We start from the raw sequence: 25943 nt of genomic DNA, 5'->3' as shown, positions 1-25943 counted from the left end.
ACTGCTGCTTTACAACAATTCTTCATAAACCAAATAAATTTATGTAATTTTGCAGAAAATTACTTAGATGAATAAACTTTTAATAGTAGGTACAGTAGCTTTTGATGCTATAGAAACGCCTTTTGGAAAGACTGACAAAATATTAGGAGGAGCAGCAACCTATATTGGACTTTCGGCAGCTAATTTTAGCAATGTTGATAGTGCTATAGTTTCGGTGGTAGGAGAAGATTTTCCGCAAGAGTATTTAGATTTACTAACTAAAAGAAATGTAGATATTTCTGGTTTAGAAATAGTTAAAGGAGGAAAAACATTCTTTTGGTCAGGGAAATATCACAATGATATGAATTCTAGAGATACCCTAGATACTCAACTGAATGTTTTAGAAACATTTAATCCTGTAGTTCCTGAAAACTATAAAGATGCAGATGTGGTTATGTTAGGTAATTTACACCCGTTAGTGCAGCTAAGTGTAATAGAGCAAATGACTGAAAAACCAAAATTAGTAGTGTTAGATACTATGAATTTTTGGATGGAAGCACCTTTTATGGATGATTTAAAAAAGGTGATAAAAAAAATAGATGTGATTACTATTAATGATGAAGAAGCTAGATTGTTATCAGGTGAATATTCATTAGTAAAAGCAGCTAGAGTTATTGCAGAAATGGGGCCTAAGTACGTTGTGATTAAAAAAGGAGAGCATGGAGCTTTATTATTTAATGAAGATAAAGCCTTTTTTGCACCAGCGTTACCATTAGAAGAGGTCTTTGATCCTACTGGAGCAGGAGATACTTTTGCAGGAGGTTTTTCTGGGTATATTGCTAGTACAGGAGATGTTTCATTTAATAATATGAAAAATGCTATTGTTCACGGTTCTAATTTAGCATCGTTCTGTGTAGAGAAGTTTGGTACAGAAAGAATGCTTAGTTTATCAAAAGATGAGGTGAGTTCACGATTAGCACAATTTAGAGAATTAACGCAGTTCGATTTTGAATTAGCTTAACATACATGCGCTGAAGTATCAGCGCATTTTTTTATTATAAACAACAACTAAACTTACTCGTAAAAGAGTAAACAACACAACAGCAAAAATGAGTGACGCATTAAAACATGAATGTGGTATTGCCTTGGTTAGGTTATTAAAACCATTATCGTACTACAAAGAAAAGTACGGAACGGCTTTTTACGGGGTAAATAAAATGTATTTAATGATGGAAAAACAGCACAACAGAGGTCAAGATGGTGCTGGTTTTGCAAGTATTAAATTAGATATGAAACCTGGGCAGCGTTATATTAGTAGAGTAAGATCTAATAAACAAATGCCTATTCAGGATATATTTGCTCAAATTAATGATAGGATTAATGGTGTAATGCAAGAAAATCCTACTTTAAGCAAAGATATTGATAAGCTTAAAGAAGAGGTTCCTTATGTAGGAGAATTGCTTTTAGGACATGTTCGTTACGGTACTTTTGGTAAAAATAGTGTAGAAAGTGTTCATCCGTTTTTAAGACAAAATAACTGGATGCATAGAAATCTAATAGTAGCAGGTAACTTTAATATGACTAATGTTGGCCAGTTATTTCAAGATTTGGTAGACTTAGGTCAGCACCCAAAAGCTGAAGCTGATACGGTTACAATTATGGAAAAAATTGGTCATTTTTTAGATGATCAAGTAGATGAATTGTACCATGACTTAAAGCAACAAGGTTATTCTAAAGTTGAAGCCTCTCCTGTTATTGCAGAGAAGCTGAATGTAGCTTCTATATTAGAAGAGTCTTCTAAAAAATGGGATGGTGGATATGCTATGGCTGGTTTAATTGGTCATGGAGATGCCTTTGTTTTAAGAGATCCGGCAGGAATAAGACCAGCGTATTATTATAAAGATGATGAAGTAGTAGTTGTTGCTTCAGAAAGATCTGTGATACAAACAGTATTTAATGTTGGCTTTGAAGATGTTGTTGAGTTAGACCCAGGGAAAGCAATTATAGTTAAAAAGAACGGTAATACATCTGTACAGCAAATTATTAAGCCTTTAGAGAGGAAAGCTTGTTCGTTTGAGCGTATTTATTTTTCAAGAGGTAGTGATCAAGAAATATATAGAGAGCGAAAAAAATTAGGTAGGTTGTTGTTTCCTCAAATAATGAAGTCGATAGGGAATGATATCGAAAATTCGGTTTTCTCTTTTATACCTAATACGGCAGAAGTTTCTTATTATGGAATGATAAAAGAAGGAGAGTTGTTTTTAAATGAGCAAAAAGAACAATTGTTGCTTCAGAAAGAAAATCAAACTCCAGAACGTATTAAAGAAATCTTAGCTAAACGTTTGCGAACTGAAAAAATAGCAATAAAAGATGCTAAGTTAAGAACATTTATTACCGATGATGATAGTAGAGATGATTTGGTAGCTCATGTTTATGATATTACTTATGGTTCTGTTAAACCAACAGATAATTTAGTAATTATAGATGATAGTATAGTGCGAGGAACTACTTTGCAAAAGAGTATTTTAACAATGATGGATAGGCTGAGTCCTAAAAAGATTATTGTTGTGTCTTCTGCACCACAAATTCGTTATCCTGATTGTTATGGTATAGATATGGCTAATCTAGAGGGGTTAGTTGCTTTTAGGGCTATGTTAGACTTATTAAAAGATGATAATAAATATTATTTAGTAGAAGAAGTGTATAAAAAATGCTTGGCTCAGGTAAGTTTGCCAGATGTTGAAATTAAAAACTATGTAAAAGATTTATATGATTTATATAGCGATGAGCAAATTTCTAAGAAAATAGCCGAATTATTAAGTGAAGACACCTTAAAAGCTGAAGTAGATATTATTTATCAGTCAGTAGATAATTTACATAAAGCGTGTCCAGGTAATTTAGGAGATTGGTATTTTACCGGTAATTATCCTACACCAGGCGGTAATAGAGTTGTTAATAGAGCTTTTATTAATTTCTTTGAAGGGAACAAAGAACGAGCGTATTAATTTAAAAATTAAGATTATTATAGAGCGGCTAATGGCATTTGTCTATTAGTCGCTTTTTTTTATGCTTAATAGTACAAGCAATTTTGTTAATAAGGTTAAGTATGTGGTAGTTTAACTAGTTTAATTACTGTTTGTCTATTTTATATAAGAGTATTGGTTAATGTTTATATATTAGTATTGCCATAGCATAAGTAGGTTAAGTTCATGGTAGATTTGGGGCAAAAAAGGTAAGATGAAATCTTACCTTTTTTATTTTTAAACTTCTTTCTCTGTAAAAGGAATGTTAATGTTATTAATCTCTTTAATTAATCCCTCTAGCTGATTTTCAAATTGTTTTAATGTGTCTTGGGTTATAAGCTTGCTTTTATTTTCTTTAAAAGCCATAAATCCATCTTTTATATTCTTAAAAGATATGATACCTGCAGTTATTGGGTTGGAAAATTGTTTTTCGGTATTTATCATATAAGCATAGCATAATACCTGAAAAGCTTTGCTATGTTTTTTGTAATCTTGGGTTAAATCATTCCAATTTTTTATAGAAAGTTCTCTAGGTTCAACTTTACCTGTTTTGTAATCTATAATACGTAATTGACCATCAATTTCATCAATTCTGTCAACTTTACCAGAAATGAAAACAGGGTAATTATTATTGGTGGTAAATTGCACAGGGACTTTGAATTCAGCCTCAATTTTACGAATTATAATTTCTTTATAATTGTTAAGTGATTCAATTTCTAAGTTTAAAAAATTGGTAACATATCTTTTGGCTACATGATAGATTAAAAAGTTTTTGCCTTTACTAGTATCTCCTTTTTTAAATTGTTCTTGAAATTGTGTGTTAATTTCGCTGTCAATATTTTGTTGCATTTTATAAACCATTTCTTTAGTAAGTATGTTGTTTTCATATGGTTTGTAAAAGTTTTCTAGTGTGTTATGAACTATTGTACCAAGTGTATTAGCTGCAACAAATTCTTCTATCATTTCATCTTCATACAAACCTAATACCTTTTGAGTGTAAAAATCTAATGGGTTTCTGATATACTGAGTTAAAGAAGAAGGTGAAAAACCTTTTTCAGCTATTTCTTTTAATCTTTTAGCAACAGATTCATTTTTAGTAATTTTTTTAAGTTTCTTTTTATTGTTAATTATTTTTGGTGTGCTACTATGAATATTATAGGAGTGATTGTCTTGAAGAAAACTTTCTAATTGAAGTAAAAATCGGCTTCTTTCTCCTGTGTTTAGTCCGTCAGATTCAGTGTTGTAAATTATTTTAATATCTTCTGCTCGTTGTAATAATCTAAAAAAATGGTAGGCATAAACCGCGTCTTTTTGCTGGTAAGTAGGTAGGTTAAAAGCAACTTTTAAATCGAACGGAATAAAAGAACTATTACTTTTTCCAGACGGAAGAATACCTTCATTAACAGAAACCAATATTATTCGCTTAAAGTCTAAAGCTCTAGATTCAAGCATTCCCATGATTTGTAATCCACTAATTGGTTCGCCTTTAAAGTCTAATGTGTCTGAACTTAATAATTCTTTATAAACCTGATGTAAAGAGTTGATACTATCTAGTGCTTTAAAGTTTTTTTGGTAGGACTCTAGCTGGTTAAATAACTGATGGAAGCGATGAAGGTATTCTAGGTCTAGTAAATTGTTGTTTTGCTTGTCGAGTTTTTCTTTAAGAGAAAAAACAAGTTTTTGTAGATAATCAATTGTAAAATCTATTTGAGGGCTTAAAAAGGTAAATAACTCCTTTGTTTCGCTGCTTATATCAATATCATTTAACTTATTTTGATCTATATATAATACGTTGTTTTTATTTATGTAATCGTTTATACTTACTATATCGTCATTTTTTAAAAGTATCTGGCTATAATTATTGAATAGTACTTCTTGAACATTTTTATAATAATAAGCGCCGTTATTTTGCTTTATGTGTAGTTGTAATATAGATTCGAAAAAAGCAGATAAAGGAGTGTCTTTTAAGGGAAGCCCCATTGTAATATTTACACTGTTTATATTTGTAGGTAATGAATTTAGCAATGGTATTAATAATGATTCATCGCTCAATACAACAGCAGTTTCTTTTAGCTCGTTTATGCTTAGCTTGCTAAGTATTTCTCCGGTTTTTTTTAACTGACCAATATTTTTAGCAATAGGAAAAACATCAATTGTTTTATCGTTTTTAAAGTAATTACTTTTAATTAAAAAAGGATTTTTTTGATAGTAGTTCCACTCTTTTAGGTACTTGTTGAAGAAAAAATTGATATTACTATTAGTTTCTTTAAGATAGCAATTGTCTGTGTCCCAGTAAACAGTAGCTTTATTGTTTTCTAGTAATTCTTTTAAAATAATCTCTTCGCAAGAGTTAAGGGCGTTAAAACCAATAAAATAATGATGTTTATTGGTGTTTTGGAGATAGTGTTCGAGTTGTTTAGTAGCTTCTCTATATATCAACCCTTGGTACCCTATTTTTTTGGATAGCAATATCTTTTTTAACTCTTTATATAAATTATAACTATTGTTCCAGAAACTTAGATAGCTTTCAATTAGCGGCGTGGGGTCATTTTTAAGGTTCCAATGTTCTAGTTGTTTTATATTAGATAGGTTGTTAAAAAAGTTATTAGCGTCTATGTTATACCTGTCAATTTCATTGAAATCATGTAATAAAACTTGCGCCCATTTAGAAAACTGACTAAAAGATTCTTCATTTGTTTTAGCGTAAATCTCATAAAAATAAAAAAGAACTTCTGTGTTATTTGTTGTTTTTAATAAAGAGAGGTTTTCTATAAAATCTTCTATACTCAGAATAGTAGGTAGAAACTGAAAGTCTTTAGTTTGTTTAGAGATTTCCTGTTTTAAAAAAAGACAAGCTCTCTTACTGGGTAAGATAAAAACATGATTACTTATATTATTATCTTTTTTTTGAATCTCTGATAAGCAAGAAGCTATAAATGTCTGCATTGTGGCTTGTCCTAAAATAACTATTATAATTATTACAATAGGTTAAAAATATTAAACATCATTTTAAAAAGGTGTTTAAATGATGTTTTTTTAATTATATTTTTCTGTAAATGCGGTTTAACTGTTTATGAAGGTTAAAATAATAAAGCCAGTTTTTTTAGAATAGGAAATGTTTACTTTATTTTCTGAATTGTTTAAATAGAAAATAGCAATTAGAGTGTCTGATGTTTTGCAGACTCTATGTTGTTAGTGAACAAGATCTTTTAAGAACAGTAATGGTTTTACGACGCGTTAATTTTCTATGTACAAATCAATCAATCCTTCAGGGGTATTAACTAATATTTGTTTATTCTTTCTATCTATTTTAGTAATAAAGTCATCATTAATAGGGATCAATACTTCAGAGCCATTATGATCTATTTGAAAAAGCTCTTGAGCTCCGGTGTCGTTAACATTAACCAACTCTCCAACTTCACCAAAATTATCATCTATAACGGTAAAACCAATTACTTCATGAAAGTAAAATTTATTTCCTTCTAACTTAGGTAGTATAGATAATGGTAAATACAATTCAGACTTTAGAAGTGCTTCAGCGTCCTCTTCTGTATCTACGTCTTCAAATTTTATGCGGAGTAGTTGTGATTTATGAAGTTTACAGTTTTCTACAAAAAAAGGAACCAGATTATTGCCTAAGGCAATAAAAACTGATTCCAAGTTTTTGAAAATTTCAGGTTCATCCGTGTCTAATTTAACTAAGATTTCCCCTTTAAAACTATACTTCTTAACGACTTTTCCTAAAAAGAAACAATCTTTAAGTTGCATAGGCTTATTCTTCTTCTTGAGCTGGAGCTGCTGCTGCAATTCTAGCTTCGTTTACTGCTTTTTCAGCAGCTAATGCGTCTGCTTTAGCTTTTTCGTCAGCTTTAGCTAAACCATCTCTTTTTCCTTGAACTTTAGCTTCTTTTTCAGCAACCCAAGCTTCAAATTTAGCTTGTGCTTGCTCTTCAGTTAAAGCTCCTTTTCTAACTCCACCTTGTAAGTGTTTCTTTAACATTACACCTTTGTAAGAAAGAATTGCTCTAGCCGTATCTGTAGGCTGTGCACCATTTTCTAACCATGTAGCAGCATTGTCAATGTTTAAGTTGATTTCTGCCGGATTTACATTAGGGTTATAAGTACCTAATTTCTCTAAATACTTACCATCTCTCTTAGCTCTAGAATCAGCAGCTACGATCCAATAAAATGGTTTTCCTTTCTTTCCGTGTCTTTGTAATCTAATTTTTACTGGCATAATTTGTTAATTTTTGAGGTGCCCGACCTCGGTTATTAAATAATTTTAAGAGTGCAAATATACTACCTTTTATATTCATAGCAAGTTTTTTTAAAATTTTACCAAAATATAATGAAAATGAAGTCAAGTAATTACAATTAAATTAATGTAGATTTGAAGTGGTAAAAAACATTATGGAAGGAAGAAAAATAAGCATTTTAGGTTGTGGGTGGTTAGGAATTACTTTGCTTCAAAGATTGATAGAATATGGCTGTGAAGTAAAAGGTTCTACCACTACAGAAAGGAAATTAAAAACGATAAAAGGTTACGGAGCGACCCCTTATTTATTGGATTTAGATAAATTAGATGTTAATATTTTAAAGTTATTTTTGGCAGAAAGTGGAGTGTTAATAATTAATATTCCTCCAAGAAGAAAAATTAAAGAAGTAAAGAGTTATTCAAAAGTACTAGAAGGTATATTACCTTTTTTAAATAATGATCAAAAGGTGATTTTTATTAGTTCAACTTCAGTATATCAGAATACTAATAATTGGGTGGATGAAAGTTTTGATTTGTATCCGGAAACCGATTCTGGAATGGCAGTACTGAATGCAGAAAAGTGTCTGAAAGATGATTTAGGAGAAAGATTAACCATTCTTCGTTTTGCTGGGCTAATAGGTAAAGACCGTCATCCGGGTGCTTTTTTAGCAGGTAGAAAAGATTTGTTAAATGGAAATGCTCCTATAAACATGATTCATCAGGAGGATTGTATTGGGTTAATATTAGAGGTGATTAAAAAAGAGTTTTGGGGAGAAGTAATTAATGGTGTTACTTCAGAACATCCGTTAAGAAAAGATTTTTATACGCAGGCTACTCAAGCTTTAGGTTTAGAGGAGCCTACTTTTCAAGAAGAGAACGTTACTATATATAAGTTGATATCAAATGTTAAAAGTGTAAACCAATTAGGTTATACTTATTTACATGATAACCCAATGGAAGTTATTTAGTAGAGCCTTCTGTATTCTTGTTAAGTTTAAAAGAGTAATTAATGATAAGGTTTAAACTACTAATTTTAAGCTTGCCATCATCAATCATTTGTATTTTGCTAATATTGGTAAAACCATGATTGGCTCTTAGTTCTAAGCTGATTTTATTTAAGTTTTTTAACTGAAAGTTAGTCCCAAATCCTAAGGTAATTCCTGTGTTGAAATCTCTGAAATAGCGATTGGTGTCTGTTCTATTGGTATGACCGTCAGCAATTTCTGTGTGATTTATAAACTTACTTAAGAAACCACCTGTATTAATAAAGAATTTATTTCCGTTCCCTAAATAGATTCGACTTAATAAAATTAAGTCTAAGTATTTAAAATTATTTTTTATAACAACTTTTTTTCCGTTGCCAAAAGTTGGGTCTGTAAGGTCAAGCCAGCCAATAGAACTAAAGCTTCTTCTAACATTATTTTTAGAATAATTTATGTTTGCTATTAGTGAAAAGTTATCTTTTAAGAATAACTCATAAGAGCTTCCAAATGAAAAAGCTACCCCTCCATTATTACTATTAGCCTCAATATTTCCTCTAATGAAAGACAAATTTGGCCCTGCTTGTATGCCTAGAAAAGAGTCATTTTGACTGAATGAGAATAAACTTGAGAAAAGTAGTATGGTTTTAAGGAAAGTCTTGAGTAACATAATTGACAATTTTTTTGCAAAAGAAAGAAATTTCTTTAGAAATTTATGTGTTAAGAATTGTTTTTTGTAAAAGCGTTAATAACTAGTTTGTTGACATGCTATTTGTATGGCTTTAATCTTTATTTTTGTTTGTTATGTTTTTAATATTCGATACTGAAACCACAGGTTTACCAAAAAGATGGGATGCACCCATTACAGATTCAGACAACTGGCCAAGATGTATACAAATTGCTTGGCAGCTGCATGATGAGTTGGGTAATTGCATTGAGCACCAAGATTATTTAGTTACTGCAGATGGATTTAACATTCCGTATGATGCTGAGAAAATTCATGGAATTTCTACAGAACTAGCTAATGAGCAAGGGGTTGGGTTAGAAGAAGTGTTGGGTAAGTTTAATGTAGCTTTGTCTAAATCTAAGTTCATAGTTGGTCAAAATGTAGGTTTTGATGTGAATATTATGGGGGCAGAATTTCATAGGTTAGGAATACAAAATAACCTGCAAGAACTTCCCGTACTAGATACTTGTACAGAGCAAACAGCTAATTTGTGTGCAATTCCTGGAGGTAGAGGAGGAAAGTATAAACTGCCAACATTAACAGAGTTACACAATCATTTATTCGGAGTAGGTTTTGGAGAGGCACATAATGCAACTGCAGATGTTGAAGCAACCACTAGATGTTTTTTTGAGTTAATTAGAAAGCGCAATTATACGGTAGAAGAGTTAGATGTAGCTCCGGATTATTTTGAGCGATTCGACGCCAAAAACCCAAGGCCAATTGAGGTTATAGGGTTGCAACATATCAATTTAAAGAAGGCATCTGAAGAAATCCGATTAAGAATAAAAAAAGAGTCAGAAACTCAAGTTTCTAAAGAGGATTTAGCTCAAAATTTAACAATTTTAAAAGATGCTCCTTTTGCTCATTTACACAATCATTCGCAGTTTTCGGTTTTACAATCTACAATTAGTGTAGATGCGTTGGTAGGAGCGGCAGCTAAGCATAATATGGAAGGAGTAGCAATGACCGATCATGCTAATATGATGGGGGCTTTTCATTTTGTGTCGGCTGTTTCTAGACACAATAAAGGTGTTAAAGAAAGGAGAGCAGTTGCAGAAGAATCTGGAGAAGATTTTAATGAGAAAGAAATTAAGCCTATAGTAGGGTGTGAACTCTTTGTATGTGAAAATCATTTAGATAAAACTCGTAAAGACAATGGATATCAAATAGTTTTTATTGCTAAAAACAAAAATGGATATCACAATTTGGCAAAAATGTCTTCTTTAGGACATACTCATGGTAAATATTATGTACCAAGAATAGACAAGGAAATTGTAAAAAAATACAAGGAAGATATAATTGTGCTTACCGGAAATTTATATGGAGAAGTTCCGAGTAAGATTTTAAATATAGGAGAAAAACAAGCAGAGGAAGCATTAATTTGGTGGAAAGAGCAGTTTGGAGAAGATTTGTACGTAGAATTAATGCGTCATAACCAAGAAGATGAAAAAAGGGTCAACCCCGTACTTATTGATTTAGCTAAAAAACACAATGTTAAGTTAGTAGCTACTAATAATACTTATTATGCAGATCAAGAAGACGCTAATGCTCATGATATTTTACTATGTGTAAAAGACGGAGAAAAACAAGCTACTCCAATAGGTAGAGGTAGGGGGTATAGGTATGGGTTGCCTAATCAAGAGTATTATTTTAAGAGTCAAGATGAAATGAAGGCTCTTTTTAAAGATATACCAGAAGCTATTATTAATATTAAAGAGGTTTTAGATAAAATAGAACCATTTGTTTTAGCTCGAGATGTATTATTGCCAGCTTTTGATATTCCTGAGCAATTTCAGTTTCCAGAAGATTTAGTTGATGGAGGTAAAAGAGGAGAGAATGCTTTTTTAAGACACTTAACATATGAAGGGGCAAAGAAGCGTTATGGAGAAATTACACCAGAAATAGCAGAGCGATTAGATTTTGAGTTAGAAGTAATAGAAAAAACAGGATATCCTGGCTACTTCTTAATTGTAGAGGATTTTATTCGAGAGGCCAGAAATATGGATGTTTCTGTAGGACCTGGTCGTGGTTCGGCCGCTGGATCTGTAGTTGCTTATTGTTTGTGGATAACTAATTTAGATCCTATAAAGTACGATTTGCTTTTTGAGAGATTCCTAAATCCAGAACGTGTAAGTATGCCCGATATTGATATTGATTTTGATGATGAAGGGCGTGGAAGAGTAATGCAATATGTAATAGATAAGTATGGAGCAAATCAGGTAGCTCAAATTATTACTTACGGAACAATGGCAGCAAAATCTTCTATTCGTGATACAGCTAGGGTGTTAGATTTACCCTTGCATGAAGCGGATATGATTGCTAAACTCATACCAAATACTAAACTAAACAAGATCTTCGGTAAATCTGAAAAGGAATTAAAAGAAAAGTTTCGATCAGAAGAGGTAGAGAAAATTAATGAGTTAGTAAGCATCTCTGAGGGAGAAGGGTTAGAAGCACAAACAATTAACCAGGCAAGAGTATTAGAAGGCTCTGTAAGAAATACAGGGATACATGCGTGTGGTGTTATTATTACCCCAGACGATATTACTAAGTTCGTTCCTGTAGCCCTAGCAAAAGATTCTGATATGTACTGTACACAATTCGACAACTCGGTCGTTGAGAGTGCTGGGCTTCTAAAAATGGATTTTTTAGGTCTAAAAACGCTTACCTTAATTAAAGACACGGTTAAGTTGGTAAAGCAGCGTCATGGAATTGAGTTAGATCCAGAAAGCTTTTCGTTAGAAGATGAAAAAACATATGAGCTGTTCCAACGTGGTGAAACTGTAGGAATCTTTCAATATGAATCTCCGGGTATGCAAAAATACATGAAGGAATTGAAGCCTACTGTTTTTGCTGATTTAATTGCAATGAATGCTTTGTATAGGCCTGGTCCTATAGAATATATTCCTAGTTTTATTAATAGAAAACATGGTATAGAAGAGATTGTTTACGATTTAGAGGCAAGTAAAGAATACTTAGAAGAAACATACGGAATTACAGTATATCAAGAGCAAGTAATGCTTTTGTCGCAAAAGCTTGCTAATTTTACCAAAGGTGAGGCAGATGTTTTGCGTAAAGCAATGGGTAAAAAACAAATTGCTGTACTTGCAAAAATGAAACCTAAATTCATTAAACAAGCTGGAGCGAATGGCCATGACGAAACTGTTTTAGAAAAAATATGGACAGACTGGGAGGCTTTTGCTTCCTATGCATTCAATAAATCTCACTCAACCTGTTATGCTTGGATAGCATATCAGACAGCTTATTTAAAAGCTCATTACCCCGCAGAATATATGGCTGCAGTACTTTCTAATAACATGAATGATATCAAACAGGTAACCTTTTTTATGGATGAGTGTAAACGTATGGGCTTAGAGGTATTAGGACCTTGTGTGAATGAGTCTTATTATAAGTTTACTGTAAACGATCAAAATGCTGTGCGTTTTGGAATGGGAGCTATAAAAGGAGTGGGTAGTGGTGCAGTGGCAACAATTATAAAAAATAGAGAAGAAGACGGAAGTTATAGATCTGTTTTTGATTTAGCTAAGCGTATTGATTTAAGAGCAGCTAACAAAAAAGCTTTTGAAAATTTAGCATTAGCCGGAGGATTTGATTCTTTTGAAGGAACTCATAGGGCGCAATATTTTCATGATGCAGGAGATGGAATGTTGTTTTTAGAGAAAGTAATCAAGTATGCTGCTAAATTTCAAGAAAGTCAAAATTCATCTCAGGTAAGTTTGTTCGGTGAAGCATCAGAGGTTCAAATTCCAGAACCAGTTGTCCCGCCTTGTGATACCTGGGGGACCATGCAAAAATTAGCGCAAGAAAAAGAAGTGGTAGGGGTTTATATATCGGGCCATCCACTTGATGATTTTAAAAATGAATTGAAAAATTTCTGTAACAGTGATTTAAGTCAGTTAAAAGATTTAGAGCAGTTGGTAAATAGAGAAGTGTCTTTTGGGGGGGTGGTTACTTCTATAGATCATAGGGTTTCTAAAAATGGAAGAGGATGGGCTATGTTTACCATAGAAGATTATAATGAAGCCTTTGAATTTAGAATCTTTGGCGAGGAGTATTTAAAATATAGGCATTTTTTATTAGTGAATTCTTTTGTATATGTAAAAGTCTTTGTGAAAGAAGGTTGGATAAATAAAGAAACAGGCAAAAGAGGAGAACCTAGAATGCAATTTAATAGTTTTCAACAACTTCATGATGTAATGGATGCCCAAGCTAGAAAGCTAACTATCCAGTTAAACATTAAAGATATGACCTCCGAGAGTGTAAAAGCATTAAAAGAATTGATTTTAGAGCATCCAGGAGAAAAACAAATGAGTTTTGTAGTTTACGAAATGAAAGATCAGATAAAATTAACAATGCAAAGCAGAAAGCAAAAGGTGGGAATAACAAACGAATTACTAACAGCTCTAGAAAAACAACAAGTACATTATAAGCTAAACTAAAGTGATTAAATGGCTAAGTCTAGAGATTTAGTATACAAAAACACAATCAATTTTATCAATGGCATTATCAAAAAAACAAATATGTTACTCTGTAAGGATTAGCAAAATATTTGACTATTTTTGTGTAAACGATTACAAACACAATTAAAACAAATAGATATGGCATTAGAAATAACAGATGCTACTTTTGAGGAAGTGGTATTAAACTCAGACAAACCTGTATTAGTAGATTTTTGGGCAACTTGGTGTGGACCTTGTAGAATGGTAGGACCTGTAATAGATGAGGTGAGTAATGAATACGAAGGAAAAGCAGTTGTTGGTAAAGTTGATGTAGATGCTAACCAAGAGTTTGCAGCTAAGTACGGAGTTAGAAATATACCTACTGTTTTATTGTTTCATAAAGGTGAAATTGTAGAAAGAAAAGTAGGAGTTTCTCCTAAATCGGATTATACAAATGCAATTGATGCAATTTTATAAAGACTGATATACACAGATAATAAAATGAGGTTTGGCTTTTTGTCAAACCTTTTTTTTATTTTAGTGAAATAGCTTTTTCTTTAACTTAATTTATGGCAATAAAAGATACACTGCACCAATCTGGTGTTTATTTTAATTTACAATTATTAGCTTCACAAATAGTCGAGGGGTTTATAACTGGAATGCACAGGAGTCCATTTCATGGTTTTTCATCTGAATTTGCAGAGCATAAAGTGTATAATAATGGAGAGAGTACCAAACATATAGACTGGAAGTTGTTTGCTAGAACAGATAAATTATATACTAAAAAATATGAAGAGGAAACTAATCTTAGATGTCATTTAATTATAGATAATTCTGCATCTATGCATTACCCTAAAATAAAAGATTTTGCATTAGATAATTTAAATAAAATTGGGTTTTCAGTATTAGCTAGCGCAGCTATTATGCAGTTGTTAAAAAAACAACGAGACGCAGTAGGAATGAGTGTATACCATCATGACTATGAAGTGTATTTTCCAGAAAAAGGAAGTGATAGGCATTATAGTTTGTTAATGCATCAATTAGAAGAAACATTATTTAATAAGCCTAATGCTCAAGATACAAATACTGTAAGGTATTTACATGAGATAGCCGAAAAAATGAAAAGAAGATCTTTGGTTGTCTTTTTTACTGACATGTTTCAGTATAGTGCTCAACAAAAAGAACTGTTTGATGCTTTAAAGCATTTAAAATATAATAAGCACGAAGTTGTGTTGTTTCATACCTTAGATTATGCTACAGAAGTAAACTTTAATTTTGATAATACACCTAAAAGTTTTGTAGATGTAGAAACAGGAGAGAAAATAGAATTGTATGCAGATAATATTAAAAAAGTATATCAAGACAGGTTAAAAAGCTATATTAAAGAGGTAAGTTTAGCATGCGCGAATTATAATATCAGCTATGTATCTGTAGATATTGCTGAAAAATTCGATAAAATTTTAAACACATATTTAGTTGAAAGACAGCGATTTGTTTAGCAAGCGAAAAAAAAACCAAAAAAAAATTAAAAAAAAGGTTTGTAGAAACGATAATCCGTCTTATATTTGCACTCGCAATACACAAACGGTCTGGTAGTTCAGCTGGTTAGAATACATGCCTGTCACGCATGGGGTCGCGGGTTCGAGTCCCGTCCAGACCGCAAAATTGCAAGAAAAGCTCCAAGTTTTTGGGGCTTTTTTCTGCGCCAAAGATTAGTTGTGTTGTTTTGGCAAACTAAATGTTTGTCAACGGTTTAGTAGTAAACCAATGAGAAGCTTTCCTTTTTCTACCATAATAGTAGAAATCGGGATGCTTTTTTGATTTATACTTGTCTCTTCCTGATATGGTTTTAACTACAACAGAGATGTTATCTTGTAATGTTTTAATGAATTTTGTTAATAAATAATTAGAGCGTCTGTCCTTTTTTGTTAAAAAACTCAAATAAGGTAATATTATGTAAGAAGCTTAATCATCTGTTAATATGTATTTTACTATTTTTGTTATCAAACACTAACTAATTAAAATGATGAGAAAAAAATTACTATTATGGACCCTTGTTCTTTTAGGGTTAAACCTTTCTTTTGGACAATTTAACAAAGTTTTTTACAATGATGAAGATAACAGAGAAATAAGAATTATGAACCTTGATGGCTCTGATGATACCGTTTTCTTTAAGCAAACAGAAACTTTATATCCAAGATATTTAACTGCAAATAGTACTTCACAAGAATTGTTTTTCACAACAAGTAGTCCTTATAAAATTTATAAGAAAAATTTTAACGGAACATTAGAGCAAGTGATATATACCTCTCCAGGTCCAACTATTTATAATATCGCTGTAGATGAAACCAATGCTAAAATTTATTGGGTAGAATATCAAGAAATTAAGCGTTCTAATTTAGACGGGTCAAATGTTGAAACAATAATTGGGCTCACAGCAGATGTGTATATAAGAAATATAGCTATAAATGGGACAGAAATGTTTTGGGCAGAGAGGTTCTATAACACAGGGGACTTTTCTAATACATATTATTTAAAGAAATCTAATTTGGACGGAAGTGCTGTTACAACGATCCATACAGAATATGTGGCTTCTGGAGGTACAGCAACTCAGATAGGAACTGTGTATGGGTTGCAAGTAGATGGTATAAATAATCATTTATACTGGGCATCATCAAGTGCTGATGCAATACTAAGAAAAAATACAGATGGATCTGGTAGCGTTACAACTGTTTTAAATAATACTTATGTACTTAGTCCAAGAAGTTTAGCAGTTGATGCTACGAATAATAAACTTTACTGGACAGATACATCTTCTACTTTTGATAATGTTCGAAGTGCAAATTTAGATGGTACAGGAGTAGTTGTTCATAATAGCACAATTGATGATCCATACGGAATAACTTTAGCTACGGTTAATGCGTCTCCTGTAGGGGCTCCAGAAATAGATATACAAGGAAATAATTTGAGTATTTCTAATAATGATACAACACCTGATTCATCAGATAATACAGATTTTGGTGATGTAGCTTTAAATAATAACTATAAAGATCATTATTTCTTTATAAGAAATTTAGGTGGTACAGCGCTAAATATTACGGGTTCACCATCAGTTTCAATTACTGGTGCCAATGCATCAGATTTTACATTGCAAACAGATGCTACTTCTTCAATAAATGGAGTGAGTAACTCTTATTTTGTAGTTAGGTTTGATCCTAGTGTTTTAGGTTTAAGAACTGCTACAGTAACGATAAACTCTAATGATTCAGATGAAGCAGCTTATACATTTAATATCCAGGGTAATGGAAATGTTTCTAGTGGAGAAACTGGCATAAATGATATTAGAATAACAACTCATACTACTGGAGGAAGTTTAGATAATGAAGATCCTGATATAGCTTATGACCCAACATTAGATAGGTATTTAGTTGTTTTCGAAAAAGAAATTATAAACAGTGATGAGGAAGTTTATGGGCAATTTATTAGTAACACAGGAGTTTTAATTGGAGGGGAATTTAGAATTTCTATTACAGGGCCAGAGGGTAATATTGATCATGATGCGGCAGATCCTAAAATTGTATTTAATACAGTTTCTAATCAATATATGGTTGTTTGGAGAGCTGATGATGTAACCAATGGAGAGAATGAAGTTTATGGGCAGTTAATTAATCCAGATGGTACATTGGTAAATGGCCTAGGTAACGATATTAGAATATCTCAAAATGGAACAGACGGGGATACTACTGCTTATGTGTCTACCCCAGAAGTTGCATTTAACTCTACAAATGGAGAATATTTAGTAGTTTGGCAAGCCAATGCAACAAGTGGTGTTAGTGATTATAATATCTATGGTCAAAGAATTTCTTCAGCAGGAGTGTTAGTGGGAGGTTTAGGAGGAGACTTTCAAATTAGTCAAAATGGTTCTTCAACACAATATAGTAGTGCTCCAGATGTAGCTTATAATCCTGCTACTAATCAGTATATGATTGCTTATCATGCTGATTTTCCAAATAATGGAGATAATAATATTTGGTCTAGAGTAGTTAATGCAGATGGTACATTAAGTACACTTACCCAAGTTACGAATGTTGGAGGAAGTAGAGATGCAGATTATGCACGTGTAGAATATAACCCATTATCAAATGAGTTTATTATTGTTTACCAAACGGATCATGTAAATACAGACAATGAAGATGAAATTTTTGGGCAAAGAGTAAGTAATGCAGGTGTGTTAATTGGAAGTGAGTTTCAAGTTAGTTTTGCAGGTATCGATGGTGACGGAGAAGAGACAGGTTCGTATTCCGATGTGTGTTATAACCCTACTCATCAACAAATATTAGTTACTTTTCAATCTGAAGAGCCAGGGAGTAATGCATATGATATTTTTGCTGCAACACTTGATGCAGCAAATTACGCTTTGTTAGAAACTCAGAGTAGAGTTAGTGATATGGGAGATACAAATGGTGATAATACATTTTTGGCACAAAAACCTAAGCAAGCATATAACAGTACAAATGGTACATTTTTCATAGTTTGGGAAGGTGACAATACAGTTCCTGGTGATGGAGAAGATGAAATTTTTGGACAAAGATGGCAATCTCCACCTACTACAGAGATTGAAATTCAAGGAAATTCGATAGTTATTAATGATGGTGATACGACTCCAGATGCAAGTGATAATACTAATTTCGGGCAAGCTGAATTAGGGAACACTATTGTTAAAAGTTTTACAGTATTAAATACCAATACAGAACAACTAGTGTTAAATGGTACTCCAACAATAAGTATATCTGGTACTAATGCTGCTGATTTTTCTGTTACTGCTGCGCCAGCAACAGCAATTGATCCTGGTAATTCTACAACGTTTGATATAACATTTACAGCTTCTACACTTGGGGTTAGAACTGCAAGCATAAGTATTGAAAATAATGATGTAGGAGAAAATCCATATAACTTTGATATAATGGCAGAATCTATTGTACCACTTAATATTGATGAGAATGACCTGTTAAGATCTCAATTATTAGTTTACCCTAATCCAAATAAAGGAGTATTCACATTGTCTTATGCAGGAAATGAAACTTTAAAACAAGTAATAATTACTGATTTGACAGGTAAAAAAATAGAAACAATATCTTTAAATAGTTTTATTGATAAACAAGAAATAAAATTAAATAATTTATCAAAAGGTATATATTTTGCAACAGTATTTAGTAATAATAATAAAGCAACAAAAAAGCTTGTTATTAACTAATTTAGGTTTGTTTTAATTTAAAAAATAAAAAAAGCACCACTCGGTGCTTTTTTTATGAATTGAGTTTTTGATAGTTGCTATAAATTAGCGTTATATTTTTTTGGCACAATACTTGTCTAAGTATAATTGTTCGTGAACTTTTATATATTGATAATTAAAGTCTGCTATTTTTTTTTATATTAGCAGACATTATTCTGAAAACACTCTTAAAACAATAAAATACTTATGAAAAAACCTATGGTATTCAAGTTAGTAGCAGCGGTATTATTGCTTACTAGCTATGTTGGATTTTCTCAAGAAAAACCAGTTACAAATTTATTAAATAAATACATTAAGGCTTCAAACGATTTAAGTGCAACTAAACAGAAAAATACTGTTTTAGCATTGTTTGATGATAAATATAAAAACAACACTGCTTTTGTAGGGTTATCTGGTGTAGTAAAAAGATCTACAACTGGATTTGAGCAGTTTTCTCGTCAGTTAGATGAGTCTATAAAGAACAAGAAATATACTTTTAAAATGCAAGTTCGTGATATTGTTCATGAATCTCAAAAAGAAAAAGCAGGTACTGTGTCGGCTCTAGTAAACTTCGAGTCTAAAGTAGATGGTAAAGTAGCAGAAAGCGGTACTATTTTAATGAGTTTAGTCGGTACTTTAGTTAGAGGAGAGTGGAAGATAATCCAGAACAATACAGTAAGAGTATCTGAAGGTAAAGATATTGGTAACTGTGTGTGTTACTTATTCTCTAAAGGAACATCTTTCTTTGGTGCAGAAACGTATTACCCAGCCGGTGTAGAGTACGATAAAGAGTTCCAATCGTTTAGAGTTGGTACTAGAGATGGTAAGCGTGTCGTAAAAGGAGATGATAAAGATTATACTTGGGCAGAAAACGGAGATGTATTAGATGGTTCTCGTAAAATAGGACATGCAAGTACTCCAGAAGAAGCTGTAAAAGTAGTATTAAACTTCTTATATGCTGAAACTTGTACTGAAATTAAGTTTAGCTAATCAGTTAAAAAATAATATAAGTAAAAAGGCTGTCTGTAAAGGCGGCCTTTTTTATTTTTGTTAAGATTTAAGAAGTAAACTTTTATGCAAAAAGAATATAATGTTGTAATTGTTGGTGGTGGAGCTGCAGGTTTTTTTACAGCCATTAATATTGCAAAGCAGCGAGTAGATTTAAAAATTGCTATTTTTGAAAGAGGTAAAGATGTTTTACAGAAAGTAAAAGTTTCTGGTGGTGGGCGCTGTAATGTAACCCATGCTTGCTTTGACCCAAAAGAATTAACGCAATACTACCCCAGAGGAGAAAAAGAATTATTAGGGCCTTTTCATCAGTTTGCATGTGGCGATACTTTTGAATGGTTTGATCAGCAAGGAATTGAGCTGAAGATAGAAGAGGATGGAAGAATTTTTCCTGTTACAGATTCTTCACAAACTATTATAGATTGTTTTCAAAGACTAGTAAAAAAGTACAATATTGAAGTGTTAACCAATACTGCTTTATTAGATTTTAAAGAAGAAAACGGTGGGTGGATAGTTGAAACCAAATCAGGAGAAATAGCAGCCGGTAATTTGGTGATAGCAGCAGGAAGCAGCCCTAAACTATGGAAGCTTTTAAAAGCAAAAGGGATTGCTATTGTTAATCCTGTTCCTTCTTTATTTACTTTTAATATAAATGATGAAAGGCTTACAGATATACCAGGAGTAGTTGTTCAAGATGTTGAGGTATCTGTGTTAGATACTAAATTAGAAAGTAACGGACCACTTTTAGTTACGCATTGGGGTTTAAGTGCACCTTCTGTGTTAAAACTATCTGCTTGGGGAGCTAGAGTTTTAGCAGATAAAAACTATCAGTTTCAGATAAAAATTAATTTTATAGGATTAGCCTATTCTAATTGTTTAGAGCAGCTTCATGCTATAAAGAAAGAATTGGCAAAGAACGTAGTAGCGAAGTACAACCAATTTGATCTGCCAAAAAGGCTATGGAGAAAATTAATTACTGCAAGTAAAATAACAGATGATGTAAGGTGGGCAGATATTAATAAAACACAAATAGAGAATTTAGCGAGCCAGTTAACAGAAGCAGTTTTTAGCGTAAATGGTAAAAGTACTTTCAAAGAGGAATTTGTTACTGCTGGAGGTGTAGATTTAAAAGAGATTAATTTTAAAAGATTTGAAAGTAAAAAGTATTCTAATCTATTCTTTGCTGGAGAAATTTTAAATATAGATGCAGTTACTGGAGGGTTTAATTTTCAAAATGCTTGGACAGGAGGTTATTTAATAGCAAAAGCAATTAGTGAAGTATAATAAGGATAGGATCTGCTATATAAAAAAAGGGAGCTGTTAAGCTCCCTTTTTATTTTATTTATTAAAGAATAAAATTTTATAGTATGTTTTATTATCGCTTTCTAATAACCAGGCCCCATTTTTAGTGTAAGTCATATTAAAATAGATTTTCTTTTTGTTTGGAATAATACTAGAAATATATTTTTTAACCTCAGCGTTTTCGTTATAAGAAATTAGGGTGTTAGGGTCAAATTTTAGGTTCTTATAATTATCTATTTGCCTAAATGCATATAAAAAATATTGATATTGGTAACCATTAAAGCTTCCCATCATTTTTGATCGTTCAGACGAGTTATTGTTGTCTTTTATGTAGTCACCTGAGTCTACGTTAAAAAAGTGTTTGTAAGTAGTTTTTTCTTTTAATCCAAAATGATTTACAACCTGAATCTGATTATTATCTGTCCATAGATTTATTTCGGTTAAGTTAAGTAAGCGTTTTTTTCTATTAAATGTTTTATTGTTGATTTCTTTATAAGTTTCCCAAATCTTATTTCCTTTTTCATCAAATTTAAAAACATAAAATCCAGCAGGGCTGTTTGGTACATTTATTTTCTTAGCTGTTTTTCCGTATAAGCCATAGATATACATATTGTTATTGTCGTCTTCGTCTATATAGTAGCCATTTATACTTAGGTGGTTTGAAAAGAAAGTAGCTCCAGCTGAATTACTATCTACTCTAGTGTTATTGTTAGTCGAGTAGATTAAGAAATCTTTTTTTGTGTTTACTGTGTAACTGTTTTCATTTATTTTTTTTCCCTCAAAATTATATAAAGTTCTATATAAGATACATGTTTTATAATCTTTAGAAATAGATTTAGTAGTTATAACAAAAGAAGAATCGGAGTTTTTTATAGGGGCAAACATAAATCCAGGTTTTTTATTAAACGGTTTTACATGATTATCGCCTATTAATCTATCAGTGTTAGGTTTCTCTATATCTATTTTATTTCTTTTTCTGCTAAAATTATCAGTTGTAATTAAAATTAATTCGTCTTTTAGAAGGTTTATGTCATAAGGGAACTTTAATTTAGAATTTGTAATACCCCATTCTAAAGAGTCATTAAAGTAATTGGAAAGATTATATAGTTTATCTTTTTTATTACTTATGTAATCGGTTTTCGTGTTCTTAGTTATATATTTATGATTTATACTGAACCTAGAAAACGTATTTAACAGCATTTGATGCCCTCTTAAGGTTTTTTCTGAGTCTGAAATTTCTATACGCATAAAGTTTTCGTTATCAGCCCACAAGTGTTTGTTCCCTTTACTGTCATAAGATTCTACGTTGTTAATATATTTAAGAGAGGTCCCTTTTCTAAAGCTCCCTTTTGAAATCATGATTTGATCTGAATCATAAAGAGTATGATATTCTACAGGGGATAATTTCGGTGTAAATTTTTCATCAACTATAATAGTTTGTGAAAACGAGAAGTTAATTAAAAGTAGAGTTAATAAAGAAAAATGTAATTTCATTTTGTTATTATTTGATTGATTTTATTTTTTGAGCCTGCAAAAATAAAATATTAAGTGTTTTTGGTGCTTATTTTAAGTATATATTTGCATTAATATTTTAAACTGTAATGAATAATAAATCATTTGTTTTTAAGACCATTGAAAGTAGCTTAGAAAAAGGGAAGATTACCTGGGAATCGCCAAGTAATATAGCCTTGGTTAAATACTGGGGGAAAAAAGAAAATCAAATTCCGGCTAATCCGTCTATTAGTTTTACACTTAGTAATTGTAAAACAACCACCACATTACATTACACAAAACTGGAAGTTCCATCTAAAGAATATCAATTTTCAGTTTTTTTAGAAGGAGAACAAAAAGATGATTTTAAACCTAAAATAAATACCTTTTTTAAGCGTATAGAGCAGTATGTTCCTTTTATTAAAGAATACGCTTATAAAATAGAAACGTCTAATTCTTTTCCGCATAGTTCTGGTATTGCTTCATCAGCATCAGGTATGAGTGCTTTAGCGTTATGTATAATGAGCATGGAAAAAGAATTAAATCCTAACTTAACTCAAGAAGAATTCATTAAAAAAGCTTCTTTTTTAGCTCGTTTAGGCTCAGGAAGTGCTTGCAGAAGTTTAGAAGGAGATTTGGTTTGTTGGGGAGCACATAAAGAAATAACGGGTTCTTCAGATTTATTTGGAGTGAAATATCCTTTTGAAGTACATAGTAATTTCAAGAATTATCAAGACACGATTTTATTAGTAGATAAAGGAGAAAAACAAGTTTCTAGTACGGTAGGTCATAACTTAATGCACAATCACCCATATGCAGATAATCGCTTTAATCAAGCTCACGATAATTTATCGAAACTAATTCATGTTTTTAAGTCCGGTGATTTAAAAGCATTTATTGAAATAGTAGAAAGCGAAGCGTTAACGCTACATGCTATGATGATGACGAGCTTGCCATATTTTATATTAATGAAGCCTAATACCTTAGAAATTATAAATAAAATATGGGCTTTTAGGCAACAAACAGGATTGCATTTATGCTTTACTTTAGATGCAGGTGCCAATGTTCATTTATTGTATCCAGAAGTCGAGAAGGAAGAAGTTTTGGCGTTCATTAACAGCGAATTAGTTGGCTATTGCCAAAATGAACACTATATTTGTGATACAGTAGGTTTTGGTGCTCAATTAATAAAAGATTAAGTTGCCAATATTGATGTCCTAATTTTTTTAGGAAAATATTTAAACTGATATGAAAGGACCTTTATTTTATTCTAAGATATTATTGTTTGGTGAATATGGAATTATTAAAGACTCTAAGGGGTTGTCTATACCATATAATTTTTATAAAGGAGCATTAAAGCTAGATGGAAATACTTCTGAAGAAGCATTGAATTCCAATAAAAACTTGGCTTCTTTGGCTAATCATTTGCAACAATTACAAGAAAACAAAAGAAGTTTAGCTCAGTTTGATATTGAAAGCTTACAATCTGATGTGGCTAATGGAATGTATTTTGATTCTTCAATACCTCAAGGTTACGGAGTAGGGAGTTCTGGGGCTTTGGTTGCATCAATTTACGACAAATATGTTCAAGATAAAATAACAGTTTTAGAGAACTTAACTCGAGAAAAGTTACTGCAGTTAAAAGAAATTTTTGCTCAGATGGAATCTTTTTTTCACGGAAAGAGTTCAGGTTTGGATCCGTTAAATTCATATTTAAGTTTACCAATTTTAATTAATTCTAAAGATAACATAGAGCCAACGGGTTTGCCTTCTCAACCAACCGAAGGTAAAGGAGCTGTTTTTTTACTAGATTCTGGTATGACAGGAGAAACTGCACCAATGGTAAATATCTTTATGGAAAAGATGAAACAAGAAGGGTTTAGAAACATGTTAAAAGAGCAGTTTGTAAAACATACAGATGCTTGTGTAGAAGACTTCTTAAAGGGTAATATTTCTTCTTTGTTTGGTAATGTTAAGCAGTTATCTAAGGTAGTGCTTAATAATTTTAAGCCAATGATACCTGAACAATTCCACAAATTATGGAAACACGGTATTGAAACCAACGATTACTATTTGAAACTTTGTGGTTCTGGTGGCGGCGGTTATATCTTAGGTTTTACTGAAAATTATAAAAAGGCTCAAGAGTCTTTAAAAGGTTATAAGTTAGAGGTAGTATACAACTTCTAAGAATAGAAAAATGCTTTCTAGAAAGAACAAACTGGTATTAAAAAAGCTATTAAGTTTGTTTTCTGTAGTGCGCGGTTACAATATTTTAATAATTGTTATTGCTCAATATTTATCGTCCATTTATATTTTAGCTAAAGATGCTTCTTTAAAAGAAGTTGTTTTAGATTCTAAATTATTTGTACTTGTATTTGCTACTTCTTTAGTTATTGCTGCAGGTTACATCATTAATAATTTTTATGATTCTGAAAAAGATTTAATTAATAGACCTAGAAAGTCTATGTTAGATAGATTGGTTAGTCAAAATACTAAACTATCCGTTTACTTTGTGCTAAACATAATAACTGTTTTATTGGCTAGTTATGTTTCTTTTAAAGCTACTTTATTTTTTTCGTCATATATTTTTATGATATGGTTTTACTCCCATAAATTAAAAAAGTACCCTTTTGTTGGAAATATAATAGCATCTTCTTTAGCAATAGCACCATTTTTTATAGTTTTTGTTTATTATCAGAATTTTGACACAGTGGTTTTCTTCCATGGTTTGTATTTGGTATTGATAATTTCGATGAGGGAAATAACCAAAGATTTAGAAAATATAAAAGGAGATTTGGCTCTTGGTTATCAAACTTTACCTGTAACATATGGTATAAAAGTGACTAAAAATTTATTATCAGGATTATTAGTTTTTACCTGCTTAACAATAGGGTCATTATTATTGTTTTTTGATATAGGGCAGATGAATTATTACTTTTATTTATGTATTCTATTATTATGCTTTTATTCGGTAAAGCTTTGGAAAGCTAATAGAAGAAAACAATATGTGTTGCTTCATAACTTATTAAAATTAATAATAGTAGTAGGGGCGTTTAGTATTATCCTTATTAAGCCAAATTTATTATTGAGTAAGATAAAATCTCTCTCAGTCCTTTTTAATTAAATTAGTTATTATTACTGATAGATAATTCGTTAAAAGTAAATATCATATTTTTTGATAAAATAATGGTTCCTGTTTTATTCTTTTAGGTTTGTAGGTTTATTTCTGAAAATTAAAATGTAACTAATTGTACTATAAAGTTTAGAAGCTTTTTTCGAAAGTAGTGTTAGGTTCTAAACGATCTGAAAGCATTGGGAGTCCTTTTTAAGCTATCTTGGGTATATAACTTCATTTACATTCGCATCGGACTTTTAGGATGAATTTAAAGTCTTTTTTGTTAAGGGTGAGTAGTTTTTTTATAAGACATAAAAAAAGCGCTCTGAAA

Annotated in this window: 17 protein-coding genes and 1 tRNA gene; 13 read left to right on the top strand and 5 right to left on the bottom strand. The window is 31.4% G+C overall.

The features are described from left to right. Window positions 1–67 precede the first annotated feature (67 nt). Entirely contained in the window at window positions 68–1000 is a 933-nt protein-coding gene (locus tag ACFQ1O_RS14250) for a PfkB family carbohydrate kinase (RefSeq protein ID WP_377717146.1), read from the top strand. Between the two features lie 88 nt (window positions 1001–1088). Beyond that, window positions 1089–2984 carry an amidophosphoribosyltransferase gene (locus ACFQ1O_RS14245; protein WP_377717142.1) on the top strand — a complete coding sequence of 632 codons (1896 nt, stop codon included), beginning with the start codon at window positions 1089–1091 and terminating at the stop codon, window positions 2982–2984. Between the two features lie 255 nt (window positions 2985–3239). Here ACFQ1O_RS14245 and ACFQ1O_RS14240 read toward each other — a convergent pair whose 3' ends face one another. The 3 genes from ACFQ1O_RS14240 to ACFQ1O_RS14230 form a co-directional block, all read right to left on the bottom strand. After that, a complete protein-coding gene (locus ACFQ1O_RS14240) occupies window positions 3240–5948 on the bottom strand; it encodes a PD-(D/E)XK nuclease family protein (protein WP_377717138.1) in 2709 nt (902 codons plus the stop codon). Window positions 5949–6239: 291 nt separating this feature from the next. Further along, window positions 6240–6770: a ribosome maturation factor RimM gene (gene rimM, locus ACFQ1O_RS14235; protein ID WP_377717133.1), complete on the bottom strand. Its 531-nt coding sequence runs from the start codon at window positions 6768–6770 to the stop codon at window positions 6240–6242. A gap of 4 nt (window positions 6771–6774) precedes the next feature. Beyond that, the gene (locus ACFQ1O_RS14230; protein WP_377717127.1) at window positions 6775–7239 is read right to left on the bottom strand and encodes a 30S ribosomal protein S16; all 465 of its coding nucleotides are present in this window, start codon (window positions 7237–7239) and stop codon (window positions 6775–6777) included. A gap of 173 nt (window positions 7240–7412) precedes the next feature. On the opposite strand from ACFQ1O_RS14230, the gene ACFQ1O_RS14225 reads away from it, so the two are divergent. After that, a complete protein-coding gene (locus tag ACFQ1O_RS14225) occupies window positions 7413–8225 on the top strand; it encodes an SDR family NAD(P)-dependent oxidoreductase (protein WP_377717124.1) in 813 nt (270 codons plus the stop codon). Here the strand turns inward: ACFQ1O_RS14225 and ACFQ1O_RS14220 are convergent. Further along, window positions 8218–8907, bottom strand: a complete 690-nt coding sequence (locus ACFQ1O_RS14220; protein WP_377717120.1) for a porin family protein — start codon at window positions 8905–8907, stop codon at window positions 8218–8220. The two genes, ACFQ1O_RS14225 and ACFQ1O_RS14220, sit on opposite strands and share 8 nt — an antisense overlap. 134 nt (window positions 8908–9041) lie before the next feature. On the opposite strand from ACFQ1O_RS14220, the gene dnaE reads away from it, so the two are divergent. From dnaE to ACFQ1O_RS14185, 7 genes are all read left to right on the top strand, one after another. After that, window positions 9042–13424, top strand: a complete 4383-nt coding sequence (gene dnaE, locus ACFQ1O_RS14215; protein ID WP_377717114.1) for a DNA polymerase III subunit alpha — start codon at window positions 9042–9044, stop codon at window positions 13422–13424. 120 nt (window positions 13425–13544) lie between these two features. Continuing rightward, the gene (gene trxA, locus ACFQ1O_RS14210; RefSeq protein ID WP_377717111.1) at window positions 13545–13901 is read left to right on the top strand and encodes a thioredoxin; all 357 of its coding nucleotides are present in this window, start codon (window positions 13545–13547) and stop codon (window positions 13899–13901) included. Between the two features lie 92 nt (window positions 13902–13993). After that, the gene (locus ACFQ1O_RS14205) at window positions 13994–14923 is read left to right on the top strand and encodes a DUF58 domain-containing protein (RefSeq protein WP_377717106.1); all 930 of its coding nucleotides are present in this window, start codon (window positions 13994–13996) and stop codon (window positions 14921–14923) included. A gap of 87 nt (window positions 14924–15010) precedes the next feature. Further along, window positions 15011–15084, top strand: a tRNA-Asp gene (locus ACFQ1O_RS14200). Window positions 15085–15447: 363 nt separating this feature from the next. Then, entirely contained in the window at window positions 15448–18678 is a 3231-nt protein-coding gene (locus tag ACFQ1O_RS14195) for a choice-of-anchor D domain-containing protein (protein WP_377717103.1), read from the top strand. A 225-nt stretch (window positions 18679–18903) separates the two neighbouring features. Continuing rightward, window positions 18904–19686 carry a hypothetical protein gene (locus ACFQ1O_RS14190; protein WP_377717098.1) on the top strand — a complete coding sequence of 261 codons (783 nt, stop codon included), beginning with the start codon at window positions 18904–18906 and terminating at the stop codon, window positions 19684–19686. An 84-nt stretch (window positions 19687–19770) separates the two neighbouring features. After that, window positions 19771–20988, top strand: coding sequence for a BaiN/RdsA family NAD(P)/FAD-dependent oxidoreductase (locus ACFQ1O_RS14185; RefSeq protein WP_377717094.1), 1218 nt, complete (start codon window positions 19771–19773; stop codon window positions 20986–20988). A gap of 54 nt (window positions 20989–21042) precedes the next feature. On the opposite strand, the gene ACFQ1O_RS14180 is transcribed toward ACFQ1O_RS14185, so the two are convergent. After that, complete coding sequence (locus ACFQ1O_RS14180; RefSeq protein WP_377717091.1) at window positions 21043–22500, bottom strand: hypothetical protein; 1458 nt, start codon at window positions 22498–22500, stop codon at window positions 21043–21045. A gap of 107 nt (window positions 22501–22607) precedes the next feature. On the opposite strand from ACFQ1O_RS14180, the gene ACFQ1O_RS14175 reads away from it, so the two are divergent. From ACFQ1O_RS14175 to ACFQ1O_RS14165, 3 genes are read left to right on the top strand one after another with little or no spacing between them, the layout of a single operon-like run. Then, window positions 22608–23696: a diphosphomevalonate/mevalonate 3,5-bisphosphate decarboxylase family protein gene (locus tag ACFQ1O_RS14175; RefSeq protein WP_377717087.1), complete on the top strand. Its 1089-nt coding sequence runs from the start codon at window positions 22608–22610 to the stop codon at window positions 23694–23696. A gap of 49 nt (window positions 23697–23745) precedes the next feature. Next, window positions 23746–24684: a mevalonate kinase family protein gene (locus tag ACFQ1O_RS14170; RefSeq protein WP_377717084.1), complete on the top strand. Its 939-nt coding sequence runs from the start codon at window positions 23746–23748 to the stop codon at window positions 24682–24684. A 10-nt stretch (window positions 24685–24694) separates the two neighbouring features. Further along, window positions 24695–25621, top strand: a complete 927-nt coding sequence (locus ACFQ1O_RS14165; RefSeq protein ID WP_377717080.1) for a geranylgeranylglycerol-phosphate geranylgeranyltransferase — start codon at window positions 24695–24697, stop codon at window positions 25619–25621. Window positions 25622–25943: the final 322 nt, after the last annotated feature.

This window comes from Pseudofulvibacter geojedonensis, from assembly GCF_042675745.1.
Taxonomy (GTDB): Bacteria; Bacteroidota; Bacteroidia; order Flavobacteriales; family Flavobacteriaceae; genus Pseudofulvibacter; species Pseudofulvibacter geojedonensis.
This window is presented reverse-complemented; position numbering and strand designations above follow the sequence as displayed.

Coding starts and splice junctions, on each gene's coding strand:
- ACFQ1O_RS14245 (WP_377717142.1), top strand. CDS start 1,089: ATGAGTGACGCATTAAAACATGAATGTGGTATTGCCTTGGTTAGGTTA.
- ACFQ1O_RS14170 (WP_377717084.1), top strand. CDS start 23,746: ATGAAAGGACCTTTATTTTATTCTAAGATATTATTGTTTGGTGAATAT.
- ACFQ1O_RS14250 (WP_377717146.1), top strand. CDS start 68: ATGAATAAACTTTTAATAGTAGGTACAGTAGCTTTTGATGCTATAGAA.
- ACFQ1O_RS14185 (WP_377717094.1), top strand. CDS start 19,771: ATGCAAAAAGAATATAATGTTGTAATTGTTGGTGGTGGAGCTGCAGGT.
- ACFQ1O_RS14180 (WP_377717091.1), bottom strand. CDS start 22,500: ATGAAATTACATTTTTCTTTATTAACTCTACTTTTAATTAACTTCTCG.
- ACFQ1O_RS14240 (WP_377717138.1), bottom strand. CDS start 5,948: ATGCAGACATTTATAGCTTCTTGCTTATCAGAGATTCAAAAAAAAGAT.
- ACFQ1O_RS14190 (WP_377717098.1), top strand. CDS start 18,904: ATGAAAAAACCTATGGTATTCAAGTTAGTAGCAGCGGTATTATTGCTT.
- dnaE (WP_377717114.1), top strand. CDS start 9,042: ATGTTTTTAATATTCGATACTGAAACCACAGGTTTACCAAAAAGATGG.
- ACFQ1O_RS14165 (WP_377717080.1), top strand. CDS start 24,695: ATGCTTTCTAGAAAGAACAAACTGGTATTAAAAAAGCTATTAAGTTTG.
- ACFQ1O_RS14225 (WP_377717124.1), top strand. CDS start 7,413: ATGGAAGGAAGAAAAATAAGCATTTTAGGTTGTGGGTGGTTAGGAATT.
- ACFQ1O_RS14220 (WP_377717120.1), bottom strand. CDS start 8,907: ATGTTACTCAAGACTTTCCTTAAAACCATACTACTTTTCTCAAGTTTA.
- ACFQ1O_RS14195 (WP_377717103.1), top strand. CDS start 15,448: ATGATGAGAAAAAAATTACTATTATGGACCCTTGTTCTTTTAGGGTTA.
- ACFQ1O_RS14205 (WP_377717106.1), top strand. CDS start 13,994: ATGGCAATAAAAGATACACTGCACCAATCTGGTGTTTATTTTAATTTA.
- rimM (WP_377717133.1), bottom strand. CDS start 6,770: ATGCAACTTAAAGATTGTTTCTTTTTAGGAAAAGTCGTTAAGAAGTAT.
- ACFQ1O_RS14230 (WP_377717127.1), bottom strand. CDS start 7,239: ATGCCAGTAAAAATTAGATTACAAAGACACGGAAAGAAAGGAAAACCA.
- ACFQ1O_RS14175 (WP_377717087.1), top strand. CDS start 22,608: ATGAATAATAAATCATTTGTTTTTAAGACCATTGAAAGTAGCTTAGAA.